This window comes from Blautia sp. Marseille-P3087 (assembly GCF_900120195.1).
Taxonomy (GTDB): domain Bacteria; phylum Bacillota; class Clostridia; order Lachnospirales; family Lachnospiraceae; genus Blautia_A.
In genome coordinates this window covers 1,188,446-1,210,798 of record NZ_LT635539.1, presented here as the reverse complement: position 1 = coordinate 1,210,798, position 22,353 = coordinate 1,188,446, and the positions used below count along the sequence as shown (strand labels likewise).

Below are 22,353 nucleotides of genomic sequence, written 5' to 3'. Positions count from 1 at the left end.
TATAAGATAGAAGTTACAGTTGAAATAGGCTATACTTAGAATGCAGACAGATGAACATCAGAAGCTTTTTAACATCAAAATAAGACGGCTGGCATGAATCTTGCAGGACTAAATGCAACCCGTCTGAAGAGATGAAAACTGCTTCTCTCAGGCATTATATTTGGGCGTTTGTTATTTTATAAGATCAGGCTTGAGGTGGATCTGGTCAGCGGGAACTGATCGAAGATCCATGAGACTCATCAGTTTTGCATCAAGCAGAAGAAGAGCCAGATGGAATGGAGTGCAGCTATTCAGGCTGGCTCTTGCCGTACTGTTGATGTGATTCATCATAAGGTTTACTTTCTGTTCAGTAAGAGAGTCAAAAGAAGTTCCTTTTGGGAGGATATAACGTATAAACTCATGATTCTTTTCCAGGCGTCCTTTCTGCCAGAAGGACATGGGGTCGCAGTAAAAGACCTTTGTAAGGACATCCTGCCGGTGCGGCATCTCAAATAATGAAGGATCCAGGAAAGAACTCCCGTTGTCTGTCAGTATTATCGGAAACAGCTGTGAATAAGTCTGTGGGCCAAGTTCAGACAGCAGGAGATTAAAAACATCCTGAACATATTTTCTGCGGTCACCAGGCAAGAGAAAAAGAAGCATCAGGGAACAGTTCCGAAAGAACAGAGTAAGGAGGACAGGACCGGATTTGGTGTATCAAGATGTTTCTTTTTGCGTTTTTTGTAGCGGACTTTTCTGGGAAGATCAAGGTTCTATGATTGCATTTACTTTTTCAATTAACAGTTCACAGAATGTTCATAACTAATTAGCACTCACCTCTTGATAATGGAAGTCGATTTTTGTCCTGTCTTGTGTATCCTAGAAGTGCCTGTTTTACAGGCTTTCCGGAGCATATGCTGCTCGTTTTTATAAAATGAATCTGAGGAGGAACCATACATGCATGAGTATGAAATCTTTATTGAAGAAATAAATCCGTGTGGAGGAGAAAAATACAGTAAAAAGTCTTTAATTGAGGCAGAAGCAGACAGTCCGGAAGCTTATGTAAAGGAAAATGGAAGATTTCCGGTTTTGGAATCCACACATAATGAAAGCGGAGATGTTGTAATAGTAACAGGAGATAATCAAGGCTCTTTTGTACGATATACTTTTACGGAATAAGAGGGCGTGACTGCAAGGAAAATTTTGTTTGACTTTTTGAAAAAGAGGAAATATAATTATAAGAAACGAGTAGCAAGTAAGCGTAAATCCAGTTTACCGGCTACTCGTTTTTATTTTGAAAAATGAATATCGCCATGAAAAAGTGTGTAGCGTGTCAGCGTAAGTCCAGCTTATATGACAAGGTGCGCACTTTTTTTGTGTCAAAAAGAAAGGAGTTAAAAAATGGCGGAAAGCAACAAGATGAAGGAGATGCCGGTAAATAAGCTGATGGTCCAGATGGGAATCCCGATGATCCTATCTATGGCATTGCAGGCAGTCTATAACATTGTAGACAGTGCATTTGTGGGAAATATGAGAGTAGGCAGTGAAGCAGCACTAAATGCGTTGACACTGGTATTTCCGGTGCAGATGCTTATGGTGGCAGTGGGGATTGGAACCGGTGTAGGAACCAATGCACTTCTTGCAAGGACACTTGGACAGGGAAACAATAAAAAAGCTGCAAAGGTAGCAGGAAACAGTCTGTTTCTGGGAGTGCTCATTTATGTGGTCTGCTTATTGTTTGGTATCTTTGGGGTGAAAGCATATATTTCATCACAGACAGTAGATACAGAAGTATTGGAGATGGGAGTCAGCTATCTGAGGATATGCTGCGTAATCTCTTTTGGTATTATTTTCTTTTCTTTATTTGAAAAGTTATTACAGGCAACAGGCCGTTCTCTTTATTCCACAATTGGCCAGGTGGTTGGAGCAGTTGTAAATATCATCCTTGATCCGATCATGATCTATGGTATTGGACCTTGCCCGGAAATGGGAGTGAAAGGTGCAGCTTATGCAACTGTAATTGGTCAGGTAGCATCTGCAGTATTACTGCTTATCTTTCATATCAAATTCAATAAGGAATTCGAGCATGGGGCAAAATACATGAAGCCGGCTGGCGGGATTATCAAGGAAATCTATGCAATCGGACTTCCGGCAATCATTGCGCAGGCGCTGATGTCCATTATGGTTTATGTAATGAATCTGATCCTGAAATTCAATCCATCAGCGCAGACAGCCTATGGATTATTTTATAAAGTTCAGCAGTTTGTACTGTTTCTCGCTTTTGGTCTGCGAGATGCGATCACTCCGATCATTGCATTCGCTTATGGAATGAGAAGCAAGAAGAGGATTCAGGCTGGAATCAAATATGGTCTGATCTATACAATTGTGTTAATGATTCTGGGAATTGCAATCACAGAGATTTTCCCCGGAGCATTTGCAACATTGTTTAATGCGGGACAGTCAAGAGAGTATTTTATCGAAGCAATGAGAATAATCTCAGTCAGCTTTTTGTTTGCCGGAATCAATATTGCTTATCAGGGTATTTACCAGGCACTGGATGGTGGTATAGAGTCCCTTGTTATTTCGCTTTTGAGACAGTTCATTATTATACTGCCGCTGGCCGGAATTTTTTCCATGTTTGTCAGAAATGGACAGATGGGAGTTTCACTGATCTGGTGGGCATTTCCGATTACTGAAATAATTTCATGCCTTGTAGGCTATGTATTTTTAAAGAGAATCAGAAAAAATAAAGTAGATGTTTTGAACTAAGGAGGAATCAGAGATGGAAAAAAGAATCATTACGATCAGCAGAGAATTTGGAAGTGGCGGACGCTTTATCGGAGAAGAAGTAGCGAAGAAACTTGGAATTGCTTATTATGATAAAAATATCATTAATGAGATTGCAGAGAAGTCTGGTTTATCGCCGGAGTATGTTCAGAAGAATGCGGAATTATCTCCGAAAAAAGGCTTGTTTGCCTATGCATTTGCCGGACGTGATATCACAGGAAAATCACTGGAAGACATCGTGTATGATGCACAGAGAAAGGTTATTTTAGAACTGGCTGATAAGGAATTTTGTGTGATTATCGGAAGAAATGCAGATTATATTCTGAAGGATAGGGCTGATGTGCTGAATGTATTTATCCATGGGGATATGCCGGAAAAAACACAGCGAATTATGGGCTTATATAATGTAGAAGAGAAGGAAGCTGTCAAAATGATGGCAGATACAGATAAAAGGCGTATGACGAATTATAATTTTTACACGGATCAGAAATGGGGAAAAGCGAGCAACTATACGCTGTGTCTGAACAGCTCACAGCTTGGATATGACAGATGTGAAGCAATAATTATGGAGTGTGCAAAATAAAAGTTGTTGCGAAAATGAGAATGAGATGTCTAAAATGAACCTGCCGGAATCCTAACAGCACTTGACATGATGAATGATGGTAACGATTGGATTGTAGACATTGACTTGGAAAAGTTCTTTGACACGGTAAACCATGACAAGCTTATGACTACAATAGGCAGAACTATTAAAGATGGAGATGTTATCTCTATCATAAGGAAATATCTTGTCAGCGGAATCATGATTGACGACGAATATGAGGATTCTATTGTGGGAACACCGCAAGGAGGAAATCTCTCGCCGTTGTTGGCAAATATTATGCTCAATGAACTTGATAAGGAAATGGAAAAGCGAGGGCTTAAGGTCAACATGACTAAGAGCAAAGTAGACAGACCAAGCGGACTGAAATACCTTGGATTTGGATTCTACTATGACACAAGAGCGCATCAGTTTAAGGCGAAACCACATGCACAATCAGTAGCGAAGTTTAAGAACAGAATGAGAAAACTCACTTGCCGTAGTTGGGGCGTTAGCAACAGCTACAAGGTGGAAAAGCTCAATCAGCTTATCAGAGGGTGGATTAACTACTTCAAGATAGGAAGTATGAAAACACTCTGCAAAGAACTTGACAGTAATATCAGGTACAGACTTCGTATGTGCATTTGGAAACATTGGAAAACACCACAAAACCGTGCTGAGAATCTGATAAAACTTGGAATGAATAAAGAAGATGCATACTCGATAGCATACACAGGAGCGAGGATAGCCCATGTATGTAGCGGGGCATTGAATTATGTAATTACCAACAAAAGATTAGCCTCATTTGGATTAGTCTCAATGTTAGATTACTACACCGAAAGGTGTGTCACTTGCTAAGTTGATTGAACCGCCGTGTACCGAACGGTACGCACGGTGGTGTGAGAGGTCGAAATATCTCATTCACAAGATGAGATATTTCTCCTACTCGATTTACTTGACAAAGCTACTTGACCCTTTGGTTAGTTCCGAACGCATAGCCCCGGGAGTAATTATTAAGGAGATGAGATTTTATATTGAATGTGATTAAGTAAAGAGCAATCATTTCGATTGTCTTCAGAAATTATAATGATTTCTACCTTTGGGTGATTTACGATTTCAGGCCAGAAAGATTCTGCAGGTTCTTGCAATACCCCTAAAATGGGAGTCTGCCCATCCAAAAGGTTTAGGATTTTTCTCCGAAATAAAGCTGCGTCTGCTTCATGTGGACCAAGCTCATCCATAACAATTAAAGAGCAGTCAGAACACATGGAAAGAATATTGCATCCAAGGCGATCAAAGGTATCGGCAGTGTGTTCATCTGTTTTTCCGCATAAAAACAAAAGATTAGATTCGTTTGGGAGCTCCTTCTCTTTTAGATGGTACATATGAACTGAATACTGATCCTTCAGATAGTTTTTTGTGCGGACAGTCAGGAATCCATCAGAGGTTTTCTTATAATCATCTAATATCTTTTGGATCAATGTAGATTTTCCAATGTGTTTTTTACCAGTTAAAAATATATGTTGAGTCATAGTAAAGTCCCATTTCATTTTATAATAGTTCTATAGTCAGGTCGTATTGTTTTGTTTCGAACATCCCAGAGAATTCTTCCATAAGTGGAATCAGTTATTTCCTTGATCTGCCCATCTTTGTTTAAGTGAGATTGAATCCATTGCATGATTTTATTTGCGTTTTCCTGTGTATATTCTTCAGAAGGAAGCATGTGCTCCATGAGGGAATCAATATATTGTTCATCCGGAGTTACCCAGGTTTCACGATGGAGTTTTTCATAGCTTGTTTCAGGATTATATCCAAGCAGAAATAATATATTGAAAAGAGAGAAAAACCATCGCCCATTCCATTGGGGTGCTGTTTGTTTGCCAAATACTTCCTGTAAGATCTGTTCCCTGAGTGAATTTCGTCTGTCAAGATGCGTGATATTACAGCACCATGCCCTGCTCATTTCCATAGATTTTATCAGTCCGTCCATATTGTGGATTGCAGGTGTCATGGAACTGAATACCAAATCAAATGCATGCGTATACCCCGATTTATCAATATCTAATGTCTGAAAATTACATGTATAGAGTATAGCGTTATTTAATCCTTCATTTTGGATATGTTCCATTCCGTGTTTAACCATTTTATCAGAAATATCCAGCCCCACTACTTTGTGTACATATTTGGCAAATGCAGCAGCAAACCGTCCGGGACCGCATCCAATATCTGCGACATCATAATTTTTTTCAAGAAGTCCTTTGGAATCCAGGTAGTTTATTGCGCTGATGACACGTTCATCACCTTTTTCTTTCTTTTTGCGTGCGTCTTCCCAAAAGTCTGCACGTTTATTCCATCTTTCTATAGCCCGCTCAGGTAATTCTGCAGGCTCAGATTCCTGCAGAGAAATAAAATAATCCAATATAGAGTCCATGTATCATTTCTCCTAAAATACTTTTGGTGAGCTATTTACCGGTAAACAGATAGTTCGTTCACGGTCATAGCGGTCGTGTGTAGTTATCACATCCATTTCAATATCGTAAACAGATTGTAAGGTTTCAGATGTAATGATTTCTTTGGGAGAGCCGAATCCCATAACCTTTCCGGATTTCATGAGAAGAACTTTGTTTCCCACGGAAAAGGGATGCTCAGGACTATGTGTTGACATAATAATGCAATAGCCCTGATTGGCCAGCCCTGAAATTACTTCCATGAGAAGTTGATGATTGGCATAATCCAGATTGGCGGCTGGCTCGTCCATGATGAAGATTTTTGCAGACTGACAGATTGCACGGGCAATTAAAACCAATTGCCTTTGTCCTCCGCTTAAGGAAGTATATTTCCTGTTGGCAAGAGGCAGGGCATTTACTTTCTCCAAGGCGGCAAAAGCTGCTTCCTGATCAGGCTCTTTTGGGGTTTCAAATGCGGAGAAATGAGAAGCACGCCCCATAATTACCATATCAAGAACTGTATAGGCAAATACTGGGGAATGATATTGGGGAATATATGCAATCATATTTGCCAGTGTTTTGGTTGTAAAGTCACTAATATTTTTTCCGGCTATCTTTATTTTTCCATTAGAAACAGGAAGGGAACCTAATATCATGCGGAACAGAGTGGTCTTTCCGCAACCATTAGGGCCAAGCAGACAAAGCACATCACCATAGTCTGCGCTGCAGCTGATACCCTTTAAAATATCACCATTGCCGTAACCGCCAAAAACATTTTCAATTTCCAGAAGCATATAATTACGCGCGCTCCTTTCGTTTGATGATAAGATAGATAAAGAAGGGGGCGCCCATGATACTTGTGACAACGCCAAGTGGAAGTTCCATGGACAAAAGGGAACGGGAAATATCATCAACAAGTATCAGGTATCCGCCGCCAAGGATCGCACTTGCAGGTATCAGCCTTCTGTAATCAACGCCAACCAGTGCACGTGCCAGATGGGGAATCATCAGCCCGACCCATCCGATCAATCCTCCAAGACAGACTGCAGCGGCGCTGAGTAATGTGGAAGCGACTATAAAAATCAGACGATATTTACGCACATTGATTCCTAAGCTTTTGGCTTCTTCTTCATCCAAAGTCAGCAGATTGATCTGCCATCGAAAAATAAAAATCAGACTTAATCCAATGATCATTGGAAGAACACTCCAGGAAAAGGATTTGGTTGTGGTTTTGGTTAAGCTGCCCATAAGCCAGAAAGTAATTTGCTGGAGAACATCATTGGGGTCTGCGACATATTTGATCATTGTGACACCGGCATTGCAGAGTGACATGATCATAGTTCCGGTCAGAACAAGACTGAGAGTCTGGGAATGTGCGGATTTTCGGCTGATAAGATAGGATGCGGCTACTGCGGCCACACCACCTGCAAAAGCAGAAAGCTGAATCATCCAGTTGGAAGCGCCGTTTAAAATTGCAAAAGCAGCTCCAAGACTTGCACCGGAAGAAACTCCAAGGATATCCGGAGATACCAGTGGATTGCGAAATATTCCCTGATAGGTTGCACCTGCTACCGAGAGGGAGGCACCAATAAATAAAGCAGACAGAATACGGGGCAGACGGATATTCCAGAATATGGTAACTGCCTGGGGTAAGATATTTCCTTTAAAACCAAATTTTGATAAAAATGCATTTAGTACCTGCACTGGTGTAAGCGGATAATATCCCACCCAGAATGAGAGTACTATAATGATAAACAAAAGTACCAGCATAACCGCCAACAGCAGAACATATCGTCTTTGCCGGGCAGCGGCGGCATTTTTTTCATTAGCTGTCAGATTCATAATCATTCATCCTTGTAACTTGACTAATCAAATTTACGGTGTTATACTCAGAAAAATCGAATTGTTTTTAAAAACTATTCGCATATACATTATAATACTTAAAAATTGTATAGTCAATTTCAATAAGCGTCAATTATGAGTAATGCGGAGAAAAGAAAGGAGAGAGTTTATGAAAAAGCACAGACAACTTTTGGCTCTGCTTATATGTCTGGTGATGTCAGTCAGTCTTTTAACAGGATATTCTGAAACGAAAGCTGCTACTGAAGAGCCGACGCAGAGTGCGGAGCAGGAAACTGCTGAAACCCGTGAGATCACAGACATGGCAGGAAGAAAAGTAACTGTCCCAGCAGCAGAAAATATTGAATCTGTTTTTTCAACAGGTCCGGTAGCTGCAATTTTTCTGTACATGGTTGCACCGGATAAGCTTCTTGGGTGGAATTATGAACTGAATGATGTTGAGAAATCTATTATTCTGGACAAATATCAGGATCTTCCTAATTTTGGAATGGGTGATGCTGTCAATTATGAAGCAGTAATTGCTGCCAATCCTACAATTGCTATTAATAGTGGAAAGATTAATGATGCAATGGTTTCTGATTGCGATGCGTTATCAGAAAGCCTTGGAATTCCGGTTGTTGCAGTAGACAACGAACTTAATAATTCTGCGGAAGCTTTTCGTTTTATGGGCGAACTTCTTGGTGTAGAAGATCATGCAGAAGAGCTTGCCCAGTATGCGGAGCAGGTATTTACTGATATTAATGCACTTTCAGATATTCCAGAAGAAAAGAAAGTCAGTGTATACTTCGGTAATGGAGAGGATTCACTGGAAACTGCACCCAGAGGGTCCCAGCATGCACAGATTCTTGATGCCATCAATGCAGTCAATGTTGCAGATCTGGAATTGGGAGATGGATCTCGTGTTCAGATTTCAGCAGAACAGCTTCTTGCATGGGATCCGGATGTGATTGTTGTAAATGGTGAACCAAAGGCAGATAAAAGTGGAAGTTCTGCAGCAGAAGATATCCTGAGCAATCCTGATTATGCTTCATTAAAAGCAGTACAGGACCAAAAGGTTTATGGAACTCCTAATGCACCGTTTAGCTGGGTGGATCGTCCGGCAGGACCAAATCGCCTGATCGGTATGCGATGGTTCTCAGCATTGATTTATCCGGAATATATTAAATGTGATATCAATGAAGAAATACATAAATTTTTCGATCTTTTTTATCATGTTGATCTGTCCGATGAACAGTTGGAAAATGTTCTGAAAGGAACTTTATAAAGGTTAGGCATGGACGTGGAAAAGGGCTATACAATAAATAAAAAAAACGCTGGTTCCGGTAAATACCGGTTCCGGCGTTTCTTTTTATAATTTTCGGATCATTGCGCTTCCATGCAGATCGCATACAGGATCTGCAAACAGATGTTTTTTCAGACAGAATTCCCCGACCGCTTTTCGACATCCGGAAAACTGTGTACTGTACACATCGTGGATCAGGAGAACTCCTCCGGTGGCCAGGCGTTCATAGAACAGAGGAAGTGCAGCAGCAGTTGGAGCATAGAGATCCGCGTCCAGAGATACAAAACAAAAAGTTTCATCTCTAACATCGGAAAAGGTATCCGGAAACCATCCTTTGTGGATCACAGTACGTGTAGGATCAGGCATAACATGAAGAACAGAGTCAATATCAGTAGAAGAAAAATCACCTGTTTTGGCACGGGACAGATTACCGGAGGCTTCTATTGTGATATCCTTTTCTGAAAAGCCCTCAAAAGTATCAAAAAGATGGATTTTTCGGTCTGGAAAGGCTGCACTGATCAGGGAAGAAAATTCACCTCGGAAAACCCCCAGTTCGGCAACATTTCCCGGAATATCCAATTGATAGATCTGCTCAGATAAAAGACGCATAACAGCAACCCGTGGGTCAAACATGCGAAGGACGGAGGGATCACGAAAAGGTCCGTGATAACCCAGGTTTTCCATCTGTTTTATCATAGAATTACGCCGTTCTTCATCCAGAACTCCCAGGATGACCAGATCCGGGAGAAGTGCTGCTGCAGCATCCGGAGAACAGACTGGAATATTCCCAATATATGATCCGTGTTTATGGGGGTCATTATCAGCAAAGCACAGGAGCTGACATGGACTGTTGAGAAGTCTTGCTGTCATTTGTCCAATTTGTCCGGCACCAAATATTACAGTTTTATATACTGATTTTGCCATCATTTTGATGTAGCCTTTCTGTCAGCACGAACCTGGATCATCTGTCCTGTGATGGAGATGGCGATTTCAGCCGGTGTTTCTGCTTTGATCTCCAGTCCTATAGGTGAGATGATACGGTTTAAATCTTGTTCATTAATGTTGTATTCTTCAATCAGACGGCGAAATACAGCAGCCTTTTTTGCGCGGCTTCCAATGACGCCTATATAGCATGCAGGTGTAGCGAGAAGCTGTGCCTGTACAATGGTATCATAGGAATGTCCGCGTGTCATGACGCAACAATAATCAGAAGCTGTGATAGAAACATACTGCTCCAGATGGTTGAAATCACAAAGTATTGTTTCAACTGCTCCTGGGAAAAGAGCAGGATCTGTAAATTCCGGCCGGTCATCCAGGACAACACAGCGAAAATCAACGCTTGCAAGTATCGGTACAAGTTTCTGTGAAACATGGCCACCGCCAAATACATAGACAGTTCCGGAAGTTCCGATCTGCTCAGAAAACAGATCATAATCTTCACTGCGATAGCGGAATGGCTGTGCAGATAAGGATGATAATATGGAAGAAGGAACATCAGCATTTCCGATCAGACCATAACAAGGGCTGTAAAGACTCATGCCGGATGTTGCATGAAGATCGCAGATCAGCCAGAAATCCTTTCGTTCCTCATATGATTTTTCAGCAGTTTCCGTGATTTCCATAACAATCGGATCATTATGATCAAGATACTGGAAAAAGACGGTAACATCACCACCACAGATCATACCGATATTTTCGACATCCTTACGGTTCAGCCGGAATTCATGCTGGCAGGATTCCTTTTTTTCAAGAATATCCAATGCCATACATTCAGCACGATATTCTACAGCTCCACCTCCGATGGTTCCGGAAATTCTGCCGCTTTTTCCGACCAGCATGCGGGAACCGGCACCTCTTGGTGTAGACCCTGAGGATGCTGTAACGGAAACAAGTACAAGATCGTTTTCCTCTAGGAATTGTTGTTTTATTGTCTGAAATAATGTTCTCATATAATAAAATACCTCCTAACTAAATTAAGTGATTTTTCTGCTCCAGTTGTGTATGTCTGCCTGGACTAAAGCGTGATATGGCAGAGCGACTGTATCATGTCCTGCAGTTTGCGGGCTTGTTCTAACTGCTGCTCATGAGCTTTGCAAGCTTCCGGACTTTTGCATTTACTCATGCTGTCGGCAAATCTTTTTTCTATGGTTACACGTTGTGTTTCCTGAATCAGTTTATCAGCCAGAAATACAATAGCTGCTTCATCCAGCTTGGTTTCCAGCAGACCATGGTGCTGTGAAATAATCTGGCTGATCTCAGGATAACCTAACTGTAAGAAAAGTTCACCGCCTGTTTTGGTGTGATGCCTCTGAAGTCTGGCAATATCATGCAGAAGTGCACCGGAGCGAACAAGCTTCTGATCAAAGATATAACCATTGGATTCCAACATATTGCATAAACAACAGGCAAGTTCAGTAACAGCATCACTGTGAGCCTGTACATGACGGGGCAGAGAAACCGCATTGCGAAGCCTGAAGCATAGCCCGTCATTTAATTCAGGATGAGGCAGTATATAATTGGGATCAGAGAAAGAAATATTATTTCTTTCATTCACTTCCAGATGATAGTAAGAGCCACAGGGAAGACGAAACCGCTGCCTGCTGTACATACCGGAATGTAATGCATATATATAAGAAGAGATTACATCTGTATGAGCTACCACTGCAATATCACCTTCAGAAGCGCAAAGAATCTTATGAACTGCCTGCGAAAAACGAAAACCAGATGCAGCAGGAGTTTCTGCTCCCGGGATCGGATGATCAGGGTTATTTTCACGGGCTTTATAAATGTCCGGCCATCTCTGGCGTATTTTATCAAAAGAAAGGCCATCCCATTCTCCCAGATTTCGTTCTGACAGATCAGAAACAATTATATGTGGAAGCTCAGGTGCCATATGGCCTGCTGTCTCAACAGCTCTTAACAAAGGACTGCAGTATATCCTTGATATTTTATCGGACAATTCTTCATCAAGAAGGACTGCCTGCAAGTGTCCAAGCATGGATAGAGAGAAATCTGTCTGTCCCACACAGTAAGAATGTTCATCCGGATACTGTGGTTTTCCATGCCGGACCAGATAAAGGTCACGCATTAAAAAATCCTCTGAAACAGTTTTCAAATATTTTTTCTGAACAGTTACGAGTTTCTTCTGAAAAACGAGCATATCGTTTCAGAAATTCTTCACCGTACGGAGTCAGTTCGCTGTGACTTCCGTTTACACCGCCCTGACTTCTGCTGACCAGTGGTTCATGGAGCTGTGATTCCAAGGTACGGATCAGGTTCCAGCTGGTGGAGTAGGAAATGTGCATGTGCTCACAGGCATCGCGGACAGATCCTGTTTCCTGGATCAGTGTGAGAAGCGAATAAAGCTGCTCATCAAAGAATACTTTTTCCTTTGCCAGCAGAATATGTATTTCTGAACGGATGAGACTCTGGTTATGGGCGCGAAGAAGTTCAGCATAATCCTCCGGTGTATCAGCATCGTGAATGATACCTGGATCATCTACATTCAGAAAGTACATGGGTGTGCCGCAGTTTCCTACAGCACCTTCAAGACCTGAGCTGCCGTCATCACTTAAGATGGAATCAATAAGTGTGGAACGGATCAGAAGCGGATGGCCGGGATTACCGTCACAGACCGGAGTTACAAGGGGATAACCCAGAGAGAGCATCTGCGTGACTGTCCGGGCCGTAAACAGTGGAACATCCACAGGCGTAAAGAGTACCGTGTCAACTTTATCTTTCAGATATTCCAGTCCGATCCGGACAGAATCAAACATATGAGTTGATGCATAATCTTCATTTCGAAGAAAGATTACATTATTGGAAGCAAGGTGACGTTCCAAAACATCTGCCCTGTATCCTGTCACTACAACTATTTTAGAGATTCCGGCCTGCCGGAAATTGTTGATCACGCGCTGTGCAATGGAAATAGATCCAAGCTGAAGCATGGGTTTAAAGTCTCCCATTCGCGAGGATTTCCCTGCGGCAACGATGAGCGCACCTGTCTGCATGACTGCCACCTCCTTGAGAAATATTGTGTAAAATTAATAATATTATACCATATAAAACAGAAAAATAGTGAAAATTTTAAATAAAACATAAGAAAAAACTTAAAATAGTGCGAAAATAGCCAAGTTTTAATTATTTGCAATTTGCATAATTGTGCAAGAATATGATAGTATGAATATATACAAAATGACGTAAACAGGAGAACTTTTCTATGGATGAGGTTTTTGAAATTACCGCAAAGGAAGTTACCATACAGGTAAGAGATGAACGCACGGGAGTGGAATACAGCCGGACGCTTCCAATCGATTATTACGAGAATGCGAATGTTCTGAAGCTTAGCGGTGAGAATCTGGACGGGAGCAGTTCTTCCATTGTTTTCTATTCTGCCCGAGGAATGGAAAGACTCAAAGATCTGACAGGCAAGGGTGCGGATCATGATCCATGCGGAACACATAAGCCCGAAGATCAATAACATTGAAGCTTATATTTTCTATAGGAGGGATGCAGCATGATTAAAAAGACATTGAAGATCAATGGTGTCGAGAGGATCCTTATTCTTGATAAGGACGAGACACTGGCACAGGTTCTCCGTAATCATCTTCTTCTTACAGGATGTAAGATCGGCTGTGGGGAAGGCCATTGCGGAGCCTGTAATGTTATTATGAACGGAAAAGTTACAAGATCCTGTATCTATAAGATGAGCCGTGTTCCCGACCATGCAGAGATCACAACCATTGAGGGTGTGGGAACACTTTCTGATATGCATCCGATCCAGGTTGCATGGATGGCATATGGATGTGCACAGTGCGGTTTCTGTTCACCGGGCTTTATTATTTCCGCAAAAGTGCTTCTGGATAATAATCCAAGCCCTACCCGTGAAGAGGTAAGAGACTGGTTTAACAAACAGCGTAATCTCTGCCGTTGTACAGGCTATAAGCCGCTGATCGATGCTACTATGGCTGCAGCAGCAGTTATGCGCGGTGAGATGACAAAGGAAGACCTTGTGTTCAAACAGACAGGGGATTCTATTGTTGGAACAAACTATATCCGTCCGTCAGCAGCACAGAAGGTAACAGGTACCTGGGACTTTGGTGCAGATGATGCGTTAAAGATGCCTTCAGGAACACTTCGTCTTGCTCTTACACAGGCAAAGGTTTCTCATGCAAATATTCTTAGCATTGATACAACAGAAGCAGAAAGTATGCCGGGTGTTGTACGTGTGATTACTGCAAAAGACATAAAGGCAGCAGGTGGAACCAACAAGATCAATGGACTCGTAATGCTTCCAAAACACAATAAGACAGACGGTTTTGAACGTCCGGTACTTTGTGATGAAAAGATCTTCCAGTTTGGCGATGCAATTGCGATTGTAGCTGCGGATACAGAAGAACATGCCCGTGCAGCTGCTGATGCAGTAAAGGTTGAGATTGAAGAGCTTCCTGCATACATGAACGCAATGGATGCAATTGCACCTGATGCAGCAGATATTCATCCTGGTATTCCAAATGCATTCTTTGAAACAAATTGTATCAAAGGTCCTGATTTTGACTGGGATAGTATACCAGATTCCCAGCAGGTTGAGATTGAATCTTACTGCTCACGTCAGCCACATCTTCACCTTGAACCGGACTGTGGCTATGGATATATTGATGAAGACGGTATGATAACAGTGCATTCCAAATCTATCGGTATACATCTTCATATGCCTATGATCGCAGATGGTATCGGTGTACCAATGGAAAACTTAAGACTTGTTCAGAACCATGCAGGCGGAACATTTGGTTACAAGTTCTCACCGACAAATGAGGCTTTGATCGGTGCAGCTGTTAAGATTCTGGAACGTCCGGTATCGCTGGTATTTAATCAGTTCCAGAACATTACTTATACAGGAAAGAGATCTCCTGCATTTATGAATATCAAGCTTGCAGCAGATGAAAACGGTAAGCTTCTTGCACTCTGGGGCAATAACTATGTGGATCATGGTCCATACTCAGAATTCGGTGACCTGCTTACAATGAGACTTTCCCAGTTTACAGGCGCAGGTTATGGAATTAATTCTATTCGTAATAAATCAACAACCGTATTTACAAACCATGCATGGGGCTCTGCATTCCGCGCTTATGGTTCACCACAGTCCTATATGGGATCTGAGATTGCAATTGACGTGCTGGCAGCTAAGATGGGAATCGATCCGTTTGATATCCGTGAAATGAACTGCTATAAAGAATCAGAGGGCACTACCATCCCGACAGGTTATCCACCGGAGGTATATTGTGAGGAAGATCTGTTTAAGAAAGCACGTCCATTGTATGAAGCGGCGAAGAAACGTGTTGCCGAAAAGAATGCAGCTTCTGACGGAAAGATGAAATATGGTATCGGTGTATCCCTTGGTGTATACGGCTGTGGTCTTGATGGTGTTGATACATCAAATGCATTTGCAGAATTAAATCCGGATGGAACCGTTACGATGTATTCTGCGTGGGAAGATCACGGACAGGGTGCTGATATGGGTGTTCTTGTATCATCTCATGAAACACTGCGTCAGGCAGGAATCAGACCGGAACAGATTAAACTGGTTATGAATGATACGAAGACATGTCCGAATGCAGGACCTGCAGGAGGATCACGTTCACAGGTTATGTCAGGTAATGCATGTCGTCTGGCTGCAGAAAATCTTGTAGCAGCAATGAAGAAAGAAGACGGAACATTCCGTACTTATGATGAGATGGTAGCAGAAGGGCTTGCAACAAAATATGAAGGTAACTGGGTAACTACATTCTGTGCAGATCATCCGATCGATCAGGATACCGCACAGGGCGATCCATTTGCAACTTATATGTATACTATCTTCCTGCCGGAAGTTGCTGTTAATACAGAAACAGGTAAAGTTACCGTTGAGAAATTTACTTGCGTAGCTGACGTAGGTACGATCATGAACAGACTTCTTGTAGAAGGTAATTTCTATGGTGGTCTTGTACAGGGTATCGGTCTTGCTCTTTCGGAAGATTTTGAAGATTTGAACCATGACACCACTTTGAAGAATTGTGGTATTCCATATCCAAAGGATGCTCCGGATGATATTGAACTTCATTTCAATGAAACATATCGCCCAAGTGGTCCTTACGGTGCAGCCGGTTGTGGTGAGGCTCCACTGGATGCTCCACATCCTGCAATCCTGAATGCAATCTTTAATGCGACAGGTGCACGTATTACACGTATCCCTGCCCGTCCGGAAAGGGTTCTTGCAGCATTAAAAGAACTTGAGAAATAAGCTTAATTCATAATGTGGTTGGAGTAAAAGCTGCCAACCGTGATATAATCAGGGGAGACGGGAAACTGTCTCCCCTTTACAGACGAAAGGAGTATCAGGTTATGACATACATACAGGAGAGAGGTTCTACTCACGTTTATCATGTAAATCGAATGTCAAAAGAAGAGATGGATCATATGATCAGTCTCTGCGTCCATGAACAGCCTGCCTACTGTGCTGCAGCCTGTCCTTTCAAAGTAGATACAAAAGAGATGCTGTATTATGCTGCAAAAGGAAATTTTAAGAAAGCGTTGGCAATTTATGAGAAAATTACACCATTTCCAATGATTCTCTGTGATGGATGTACGGCACCTTGCGAAAATAATTGTAAACTTTGTGAAATTGGTGATGGGGTCTCCATACGAGAAGTAGAACGTGCGATTGTCCGGTATGGAGAACCGGGAAGAAAAAGCAGTGTATTTCGCATGAGAAAGAAGAAAAAGGCAGCAATCTTTGGTTCTGGATTATTTCCACTGTTTCTTGCAGGGGAACTGGAAAAGAAAATGTATCCTACGACAATTTATTGTAAGGAAGAAGATTATGAAAGCTATATTGCAGCGGCAGCCGGACATCTTTTGGAATCAGACCGCAGCAATGAAGCGAAACGTCTGAAATCTATGGATCTTTCTTTTGAATTTGGATGCAGTCTGAATCTTCCGTTTATCAGAGAAAAAATGGAACTGGCAGATGTGGTCTGCGCATCAGAAGAAGTGGCAAAAATGTTAGCTCCGGAAGAAGCAGCAGATGTCGGGATTATGTTAAGAGAACAGGCAAAGATTGTCAGCGGACCTGCGGAATCTGTGATGGATGCGGCTTTTGCCGCAAAGCGGGCAGCTCTGACAGTAGATCTTCTGGTACAGAATTTATCGCCGCACAGCAACAGAGGCAGTGAAGGAGCAGTGACGACAAAGCTTTACACGAACATGGAAGGAATCCATGTATCGAATAAGATTTTCTGTGGTCAGGATGGATATTCAAAAGAAGAAGCTGTAGAAGAAGCAAAACGATGTATTCAGTGTCATTGTGACGAATGCATGAAAGGCTGTGTGTATTTAAGTGAATATCAAAAACATCCTGGTCTATTAGCCCGTGAGATTTATAATAATACGCAGATTATCATGGGAGATCATCCGATGAACAAACCGATGAATGCCTGTGCCCTCTGTGGACAGTGTACGGTGATCTGTCCGAATGGATTTGATATGAGTCAGGTGTGCAAGTCAGCAAGAGAAAATATGGTATCCACAGATAAGATGCCGCTGGCGCCACATGAATTTGCACTGATGGACATGTTATTTTCAAATTCGGAGGCTTTTTTAAGCAGACCCCAGCCGGGATATGAAACTTGCAGATATGTATTTTTCCCGGGCTGTCAGGCAGGTGCAATAGCGCCGGATGTGGTTATGCAGGCATACGAAGATTTAAGTAATCGGGTAGCTGGAGGCGTTGCTCTGATGCTGGGATGCTGTGGTGCAATCAGCGAATGGGCGGGTCGCTATGAAATGACAGAAAAAGTAAATGAGCAGCTGAAACAGGAACTGGCCAGGCTTGGTGATCCGATCATCATTGCAGGCTGTCCAAGCTGCATGAAGCAGCTAAAAGAAAGTATTGGAGCACATGTTATAGGAATCTGGGAAATTTTGAGAGAAATCGGACTTCCACAGCAGGCGAAAGGACTGGAGATACCGGTTGCCATACATGATGCCTGTGGTGCCAGAGGGGATGCACAGACACAGGATATGATACGACAACTTTTGTCGGATATGGGATGTATCGTTGAAGATACAGAATATTCCAGAGATTTGTCTCCATGTTGTGGATATGGAGGTCTGACGGCATATGCCAATAAAGATATGGCAGCGAAAATGACAGAAAAGTGTCTGGAACGTTCCGATGCACCATATATTACATACTGCATGGCATGCAGAGACCGATTTGCCAGAGAGGGAAGAGAATCCCGACATATACTTGAACTTCTGTATGGGGCAAATGCCAGCAACATGCCTGATATCAGTGAGAAACGCTACAACAGGCTCATATTGAAACAGACACTTTTAAAAAACATCTGGAATGAGGAACCGATCATGGAGAAAAAAGACTATACTGTTGCCTATACAGAGGAGGCAATCCATATGATGGATGAGCGCATGATACTGAAAAGTGATGTGGAACGTGTGTTATCAGATTACAGAGAAAATCAGGAAGCAATCCTGGATGAAGAAACAAAAGAACTGGTGACAAGAAGCAGACTGGGAAATGTCACATTCTGGGTGCGGTTTGTGGAAACAGAAGACGGATATCTGGTACACAGAGCATACAGTCATCGAATGAATATTATGAAAAGGGTGGGACAGTAATGGCAGTAGAAAGAACATATTATACGATTGATCCGGAAGGAAAGCTGACCTGCATGAAATGTAAGGTTCCTCTTGTAAAAGGAAAAGCAAAATTTATGTATCTGGAAAATGGGTTTCCTGTGGAAATGCCTGTCTGTCCAAAGTGTGGGTTTGTGTATGTTCCGGAAGAACTCGCACTTGGAAAAGTGCTCGCGGTGGAGCGTGCACTGGAGGATAAATAGATGAACAGGCATCCGGGAGGGGAAGCGCAGACGCTTCATCTTCTGGAGAACATAGAATGGAAAAAAGAAATGAAAGCACTGGATCTTGGAGCAGGAGAAGGAGACACGGTACGAATCCTGAAATCATTTGGGATGGATGCACATGGTGTGGATCTTTTCCCACGGGGCAGTGATGTGGAAACAGGAGATTTTCTGCATTTGCAGTATCCATCAGACAGTATAGATCTTTGCATCAGCCAGTGTGCATTTTTTGTCAGCAGAGATCAGAAAAATGCACTATCTGAATGTTGGCGCGTTTTAAAAAAGGGAGGTTTTCTTTTATTATCAGATCTGGATACCGGAAATCTTTTGGAAATGGCAGAACAGACAGGGTTTACCATTCTCCGACAGGAGGATCAGACGTTACTTTGGCTGGAATATTATCTGGAAGCAATCTGGAATGATTCGTTCCGCTGCGAAGAGTATAAGCTTCTGCAGAAAGAATATAAAGGAAAGAAGCTGCGCTATACCATGTTGGTTGGCAGAAAGGAGTAACATATGGATCTCTATGAAAGAATCATAGAACTTAGCAGTATGGGGTATCATTGTTCTCAGATGATTATGATTTTGACACTGGAAACGATAGGGGAAGAGAATCCACAGCTTGTAAAGGCTTTGGGAGGTCTTGGCGGCGGCATCGGTTACTGTGGAGATACCTGTGGCTGCCTGACAGGAGGAGCCTGTGCGATAGGTTTGTTCCTTGGCAATCTGGCTCCGCAGGAGAAAGAAGATATACAGATGAAACCGGCTGTGCAGGAATTATATCAGTGGTTCCATAAGAAGACCGAAGAAGAGTTTGGTGCTTTTTATTGTAAGGATATTACTTCCAATCTGGATTGGGGAATTGTCATGGAGCGCTGTCCTGCGCTGATTGGAGAGACTTATACGAAAGTGATAGAAATACTGACAGAACGGGGAATATTGGAACTATGATTACGCTGGGTAAAACAAAAAGTGTATGTCCGATATGTATGAAAGTACTTACGGCTAAAAAATGTATCGGTGAAGATGGCATTTATCTGGTGAAAGAATGTGATATCCACGGAAAGTTTCAGACACTGATCTGGGAAGGAACGGCAGCAGAGTATCTTTCCTGGGGAAGAGAAAACCTGTCTGCGGAAACTCCTGTAAATCCCAAAATCAAAGAGAAATCTTGCCCGGATAATTGTGGACTCTGTGAGGAGCACGAACGAAAAGGCTGTTGTATGATACTGGAAGTGACAAAGCGCTGCAATATGCACTGCCCGGTCTGCTTTGCTTCGGCAGGGGAATGTCTGGAAAACGGTGATCTTTCAATTGACGAAATAGAAAAGCAATATGATTTTCTGATGGATCATGGGGGACCATTCAATATACAGCTCTCAGGAGGAGAACCAACCATGCGGGAGGATCTTCCGGAGATCATACATATGGGAAGAGAAAAGGGGTTCACATTTTTTCAATTGAATACCAATGGAATCCGTCTTGCGCAGGAAGCAGGATATGCCAGAAAACTAAAAAAAGCAGGACTGAATACGGTATTTCTTCAATTCGACGGTGTCACAGATGACGTGTATCAGACATTGCGCGGACGCTCTATGATGGAACTGAAAGAAAAGGCTGTGTTAAACTGTTCGGAAGCGGAACTGGGAATTGCCCTGGTACCTGTCATTGCTCCAGGAGTAAATGATATGCAGGTTGGAGATATCCTGAAGTTTGCGATGGATCATATGCCATTTGTAAGAGGAGTACATTTCCAGCCGATCAGCTATTTTGGCAGATGTTCTCAGCAGCGTCCACAAGCTCCGATTACCATACCAAAGATGTTGAAGCTGATCGAGGAACAGACTGACGGGCTTATGAAAAGCGAGGATTTCGCCGGTGGTGGAGCAGAGAATCCATACTGTTCTTTTCATGCAAGTTATCTGAAAAAAGGTGAGAGGGAACTGAAACTTCTGGAAAAGAAATCAGGCAGAGGATGTTGTTGTACTACCAGCGATGATTCCAGGCAGTATGTGGAAAATCAGTGGAGCTATAGCACAAAAAAATTTGATGATGGAGAAATGACACAGACAGATGCGCTGGATGAATTCCTGATCCGGGTTCATAATGAAACCTTTGCGGTATCAGGGATGATTTTTCAGGATGCATGGAATCTGGATCTTGAACGTCTGAAAAGATGTTATATCTGCGAGGTGGATTCTGATTATGGAATGGTGCCGTTTTGTGCATATAATTTGACGAATTCGAAAGGAATATATTTATACAGAAAGTGAAACGATCAAATATAGATGCAATGATCTGTAAGCAGGAAGGCATTACAGAGATTACAAGAGATGAAATACACAGAATGCAGCTGGAGAAATTAAATATTGTACTGAAGAAAGAAAAAGAACGAGAGGGTTTTTATCGAGATTTGCCGGAAAGACTGGAGAGCCTGACAGATCTGAGAAGCCTTCCTTTTACAACAGAAACAGATCTGGCACGAGATGGAGGCAGGATGCTGATTTGCTCCCAGGGGGAAGTACAGAAAGTGATATCAGAACAGACAAGCGGAACTACCGGTGCCGGTAAACGTGTATTCTATACAGAGGGAGACTGTGAACACACCATAGAACTTTTTATGGCAGGTCTGGGTGAATTTATTTATCCTGGTAGTATAACGATGGTGGCTATGCCATTTTCAGGTCCTTTTGGATTGGGAGAACTGATCGCGGAGGCAATCAGACGTCTGGGAGCAAAACCTCTTTCAACCGGAACAGGAAGAACTTATGGCGAACTAAACAGGATTCTGGAAGAGGAGCAGCCGGATACGTATGTGGGAATGCCGACTGCATTGCTTTCCATGCTTAGAATGTGCGGAAAAGGCAGTATAAAAAGAGCACTGGTATCCGGAGATGCCTGTCCGCAAGCTGTCATGAAAGCAATCGAAGAAATTCTGCAAACACGACTTTGGCCACACTATGGTTCCAGAGAGATGGGGCTTGGAGGTGCCATTTGCTGCACGGCGCATGATGGCATGCATATGCGAGAAAACCATTGTATTACAGAGATTATAGATGAGAACGGAAATGTGCTGCCGGACGGTGAGTGGGGAGAACTGGTAATCACAACCATTGGAATGGAAGCACAGCCGTTGATTCGATATCGAACCGGTGACTGGACAAGGATCATTCCGGGAAGATGCCTCTGTGGAAGTGAAATAAAACGCCTGGACTTTGTAAAGCGGATGGATCCATTGGGAAGTATCAGAGAGATGGATGAATTGCTGTTTGAGATTCCGGAACTGGTAGATTATTGTGTGAAAATTGTAGATGGAAAAAAGGAAATTACAGCGCTTTTTACATCGGACAATGGAGAAGAACGAATCAGGAGTGTTTTGGAAGAGAAGGATATTCGTTCATGGAACTGCAGAAAAGTAAAGTGGGAAGATCTGGCACTGTATCCTGGCAAACGAGTTACAAGGCAGTGATTTCGTGGTATCATGGAATCACTGCCTTGTCT

The 22,353-nt window shown here is 42.5% G+C and carries 21 protein-coding genes and 1 pseudogene; 13 read left to right on the top strand and 9 right to left on the bottom strand.

Annotated features, from left to right (window positions below):
* Positions 1-171: 171 nt before the first annotated feature.
* Complete coding sequence (locus tag BQ7344_RS16290; RefSeq protein ID WP_200793035.1) at positions 172-486, bottom strand: hypothetical protein; 315 nt, start codon at positions 484-486, stop codon at positions 172-174.
* A gap of 450 nt (positions 487-936) precedes the next feature.
* Between BQ7344_RS16290 and BQ7344_RS05845 the strand changes: the two genes are divergently transcribed.
* The 4 genes and pseudogenes from BQ7344_RS05845 to BQ7344_RS05830 all read left to right on the top strand — a co-directional run.
* The gene (locus tag BQ7344_RS05845) at positions 937-1,158 is read left to right on the top strand and encodes a hypothetical protein (RefSeq protein WP_015542162.1); all 222 of its coding nucleotides are present in this window, start codon (positions 937-939) and stop codon (positions 1,156-1,158) included.
* A 222-nt stretch (positions 1,159-1,380) separates the two neighbouring features.
* Positions 1,381-2,748: an MATE family efflux transporter gene (locus tag BQ7344_RS05840; RefSeq protein WP_072521808.1), complete on the top strand. Its 1,368-nt coding sequence runs from the start codon at positions 1,381-1,383 to the stop codon at positions 2,746-2,748.
* A 13-nt stretch (positions 2,749-2,761) separates the two neighbouring features.
* Positions 2,762-3,349 (top strand): cytidylate kinase-like family protein, encoded by a 588-nt coding sequence (locus BQ7344_RS05835; protein ID WP_072521807.1) that lies wholly within the window; start codon positions 2,762-2,764, stop codon positions 3,347-3,349.
* A 48-nt stretch (positions 3,350-3,397) separates the two neighbouring features.
* A pseudogene (locus BQ7344_RS05830) lies at positions 3,398-4,204 on the top strand (group II intron maturase-specific domain-containing protein); the annotation flags it as partial.
* A gap of 155 nt (positions 4,205-4,359) precedes the next feature.
* Here the strand turns inward: BQ7344_RS05830 and BQ7344_RS05825 are convergent.
* Genes BQ7344_RS05825 through BQ7344_RS05810 form a run of 4 tightly spaced genes read right to left on the bottom strand, consistent with a single transcriptional unit; the run spans position 4,360 to position 7,635 of the window.
* The gene (locus BQ7344_RS05825) at positions 4,360-4,896 is read right to left on the bottom strand and encodes a nucleoside-triphosphatase (protein WP_015542408.1); all 537 of its coding nucleotides are present in this window, start codon (positions 4,894-4,896) and stop codon (positions 4,360-4,362) included.
* Positions 4,893-5,777 carry a class I SAM-dependent methyltransferase gene (locus tag BQ7344_RS05820; protein WP_015542409.1) on the bottom strand — a complete coding sequence of 295 codons (885 nt, stop codon included), beginning with the start codon at positions 5,775-5,777 and terminating at the stop codon, positions 4,893-4,895. The genes BQ7344_RS05825 and BQ7344_RS05820 overlap by 4 nt, the downstream gene beginning before the upstream one ends.
* Before the next feature lie 12 nt (positions 5,778-5,789).
* Positions 5,790-6,587, bottom strand: coding sequence for an ABC transporter ATP-binding protein (locus BQ7344_RS05815; RefSeq protein WP_072521805.1), 798 nt, complete (start codon positions 6,585-6,587; stop codon positions 5,790-5,792).
* Between the two features lie 4 nt (positions 6,588-6,591).
* Positions 6,592-7,635: a FecCD family ABC transporter permease gene (locus BQ7344_RS05810; protein ID WP_072521804.1), complete on the bottom strand. Its 1,044-nt coding sequence runs from the start codon at positions 7,633-7,635 to the stop codon at positions 6,592-6,594.
* A gap of 169 nt (positions 7,636-7,804) precedes the next feature.
* Between BQ7344_RS05810 and BQ7344_RS05805 the strand changes: the two genes are divergently transcribed.
* On the top strand, positions 7,805-8,917 hold the full coding sequence (locus BQ7344_RS05805; protein WP_072521803.1) for an ABC transporter substrate-binding protein: 1,113 nt from the start codon (positions 7,805-7,807) through the stop codon (positions 8,915-8,917).
* 84 nt (positions 8,918-9,001) lie between these two features.
* Here BQ7344_RS05805 and BQ7344_RS05800 read toward each other — a convergent pair whose 3' ends face one another.
* The 4 genes from BQ7344_RS05800 to BQ7344_RS05785 all read right to left on the bottom strand — a co-directional run bounded on the left by BQ7344_RS05800 (position 9,002) and on the right by BQ7344_RS05785 (position 12,945).
* On the bottom strand, positions 9,002-9,805 hold the full coding sequence (locus tag BQ7344_RS05800) for a TylF/MycF/NovP-related O-methyltransferase (RefSeq protein ID WP_235816053.1): 804 nt from the start codon (positions 9,803-9,805) through the stop codon (positions 9,002-9,004).
* Between the two features lie 53 nt (positions 9,806-9,858).
* Complete coding sequence (locus BQ7344_RS05795; RefSeq protein ID WP_072521801.1) at positions 9,859-10,884, bottom strand: XdhC family protein; 1,026 nt, start codon at positions 10,882-10,884, stop codon at positions 9,859-9,861.
* A 65-nt stretch (positions 10,885-10,949) separates the two neighbouring features.
* A complete protein-coding gene (locus BQ7344_RS05790; protein WP_072521800.1) occupies positions 10,950-12,023 on the bottom strand; it encodes a histidine phosphatase family protein in 1,074 nt (357 codons plus the stop codon).
* Positions 12,016-12,945: an NTP transferase domain-containing protein gene (locus BQ7344_RS05785; RefSeq protein ID WP_015542416.1), complete on the bottom strand. Its 930-nt coding sequence runs from the start codon at positions 12,943-12,945 to the stop codon at positions 12,016-12,018. Before BQ7344_RS05785 ends, BQ7344_RS05790 begins: the two co-directional genes overlap by 8 nt.
* 209 nt (positions 12,946-13,154) lie before the next feature.
* Here BQ7344_RS05785 and BQ7344_RS05780 point away from each other — a divergent pair, with 209 nt between their 5' ends.
* From BQ7344_RS05780 to BQ7344_RS05745, 8 genes are all read left to right on the top strand, one after another.
* Entirely contained in the window at positions 13,155-13,415 is a 261-nt protein-coding gene (locus BQ7344_RS05780; protein WP_015542417.1) for a hypothetical protein, read from the top strand.
* Between the two features lie 36 nt (positions 13,416-13,451).
* Positions 13,452-16,214: a molybdopterin-dependent aldehyde oxidoreductase gene (locus tag BQ7344_RS05775; RefSeq protein WP_072521799.1), complete on the top strand. Its 2,763-nt coding sequence runs from the start codon at positions 13,452-13,454 to the stop codon at positions 16,212-16,214.
* A 101-nt stretch (positions 16,215-16,315) separates the two neighbouring features.
* Positions 16,316-18,610, top strand: a complete 2,295-nt coding sequence (locus BQ7344_RS05770; protein WP_072521798.1) for a pyridine nucleotide-disulfide oxidoreductase/dicluster-binding protein — start codon at positions 16,316-16,318, stop codon at positions 18,608-18,610.
* Positions 18,610-18,831 (top strand): DVU_1557 family redox protein, encoded by a 222-nt coding sequence (locus tag BQ7344_RS05765; protein ID WP_005427475.1) that lies wholly within the window; start codon positions 18,610-18,612, stop codon positions 18,829-18,831. Before BQ7344_RS05770 ends, BQ7344_RS05765 begins: the two co-directional genes overlap by 1 nt.
* Positions 18,832-19,365 (top strand): class I SAM-dependent methyltransferase, encoded by a 534-nt coding sequence (locus BQ7344_RS05760; protein WP_072521797.1) that lies wholly within the window; start codon positions 18,832-18,834, stop codon positions 19,363-19,365.
* 3 nt (positions 19,366-19,368) lie between these two features.
* Complete coding sequence (locus tag BQ7344_RS05755; RefSeq protein ID WP_072521796.1) at positions 19,369-19,803, top strand: DVU_1555 family C-GCAxxG-C-C protein; 435 nt, start codon at positions 19,369-19,371, stop codon at positions 19,801-19,803.
* Positions 19,800-21,125 (top strand): radical SAM (seleno)protein TrsS, encoded by a 1,326-nt coding sequence (gene trsS, locus BQ7344_RS05750; protein ID WP_072521795.1) that lies wholly within the window; start codon positions 19,800-19,802, stop codon positions 21,123-21,125. Before BQ7344_RS05755 ends, trsS begins: the two co-directional genes overlap by 4 nt.
* Positions 21,122-22,321, top strand: a complete 1,200-nt coding sequence (locus tag BQ7344_RS05745) for a DVU_1553 family AMP-dependent CoA ligase (protein ID WP_235816051.1) — start codon at positions 21,122-21,124, stop codon at positions 22,319-22,321. The genes trsS and BQ7344_RS05745 overlap by 4 nt, the downstream gene beginning before the upstream one ends.
* The last annotated feature ends 32 nt before the right edge of the window (positions 22,322-22,353 follow it).

What these genes read in the sequence shown, in the direction of transcription:
- BQ7344_RS16290 (WP_200793035.1), bottom strand. Translation starts at nt 486, where the DNA reads ATGCCGCACCGGCAGGATGTCCTTACAAAGGTCTTTTACTGCGACCCC.
- BQ7344_RS05845 (WP_015542162.1), top strand. Translation starts at nt 937, where the DNA reads ATGCATGAGTATGAAATCTTTATTGAAGAAATAAATCCGTGTGGAGGA.
- BQ7344_RS05840 (WP_072521808.1), top strand. Translation starts at nt 1,381, where the DNA reads ATGGCGGAAAGCAACAAGATGAAGGAGATGCCGGTAAATAAGCTGATG.
- BQ7344_RS05835 (WP_072521807.1), top strand. Translation starts at nt 2,762, where the DNA reads ATGGAAAAAAGAATCATTACGATCAGCAGAGAATTTGGAAGTGGCGGA.
- BQ7344_RS05825 (WP_015542408.1), bottom strand. Translation starts at nt 4,896, where the DNA reads ATGAAATGGGACTTTACTATGACTCAACATATATTTTTAACTGGTAAA.
- BQ7344_RS05820 (WP_015542409.1), bottom strand. Translation starts at nt 5,777, where the DNA reads ATGGACTCTATATTGGATTATTTTATTTCTCTGCAGGAATCTGAGCCT.
- BQ7344_RS05815 (WP_072521805.1), bottom strand. Translation starts at nt 6,587, where the DNA reads ATGCTTCTGGAAATTGAAAATGTTTTTGGCGGTTACGGCAATGGTGAT.
- BQ7344_RS05810 (WP_072521804.1), bottom strand. Translation starts at nt 7,635, where the DNA reads ATGAATCTGACAGCTAATGAAAAAAATGCCGCCGCTGCCCGGCAAAGA.
- BQ7344_RS05805 (WP_072521803.1), top strand. Translation starts at nt 7,805, where the DNA reads ATGAAAAAGCACAGACAACTTTTGGCTCTGCTTATATGTCTGGTGATG.
- BQ7344_RS05800 (WP_235816053.1), bottom strand. Translation starts at nt 9,805, where the DNA reads ATGACAGCAAGACTTCTCAACAGTCCATGTCAGCTCCTGTGCTTTGCT.
- BQ7344_RS05795 (WP_072521801.1), bottom strand. Translation starts at nt 10,884, where the DNA reads ATGAGAACATTATTTCAGACAATAAAACAACAATTCCTAGAGGAAAAC.
- BQ7344_RS05790 (WP_072521800.1), bottom strand. Translation starts at nt 12,023, where the DNA reads ATGCGTGACCTTTATCTGGTCCGGCATGGAAAACCACAGTATCCGGAT.
- BQ7344_RS05785 (WP_015542416.1), bottom strand. Translation starts at nt 12,945, where the DNA reads ATGCAGACAGGTGCGCTCATCGTTGCCGCAGGGAAATCCTCGCGAATG.
- BQ7344_RS05780 (WP_015542417.1), top strand. Translation starts at nt 13,155, where the DNA reads ATGGATGAGGTTTTTGAAATTACCGCAAAGGAAGTTACCATACAGGTA.
- BQ7344_RS05775 (WP_072521799.1), top strand. Translation starts at nt 13,452, where the DNA reads ATGATTAAAAAGACATTGAAGATCAATGGTGTCGAGAGGATCCTTATT.
- BQ7344_RS05770 (WP_072521798.1), top strand. Translation starts at nt 16,316, where the DNA reads ATGACATACATACAGGAGAGAGGTTCTACTCACGTTTATCATGTAAAT.
- BQ7344_RS05765 (WP_005427475.1), top strand. Translation starts at nt 18,610, where the DNA reads ATGGCAGTAGAAAGAACATATTATACGATTGATCCGGAAGGAAAGCTG.
- BQ7344_RS05760 (WP_072521797.1), top strand. Translation starts at nt 18,832, where the DNA reads ATGAACAGGCATCCGGGAGGGGAAGCGCAGACGCTTCATCTTCTGGAG.
- BQ7344_RS05755 (WP_072521796.1), top strand. Translation starts at nt 19,369, where the DNA reads ATGGATCTCTATGAAAGAATCATAGAACTTAGCAGTATGGGGTATCAT.
- trsS (WP_072521795.1), top strand. Translation starts at nt 19,800, where the DNA reads ATGATTACGCTGGGTAAAACAAAAAGTGTATGTCCGATATGTATGAAA.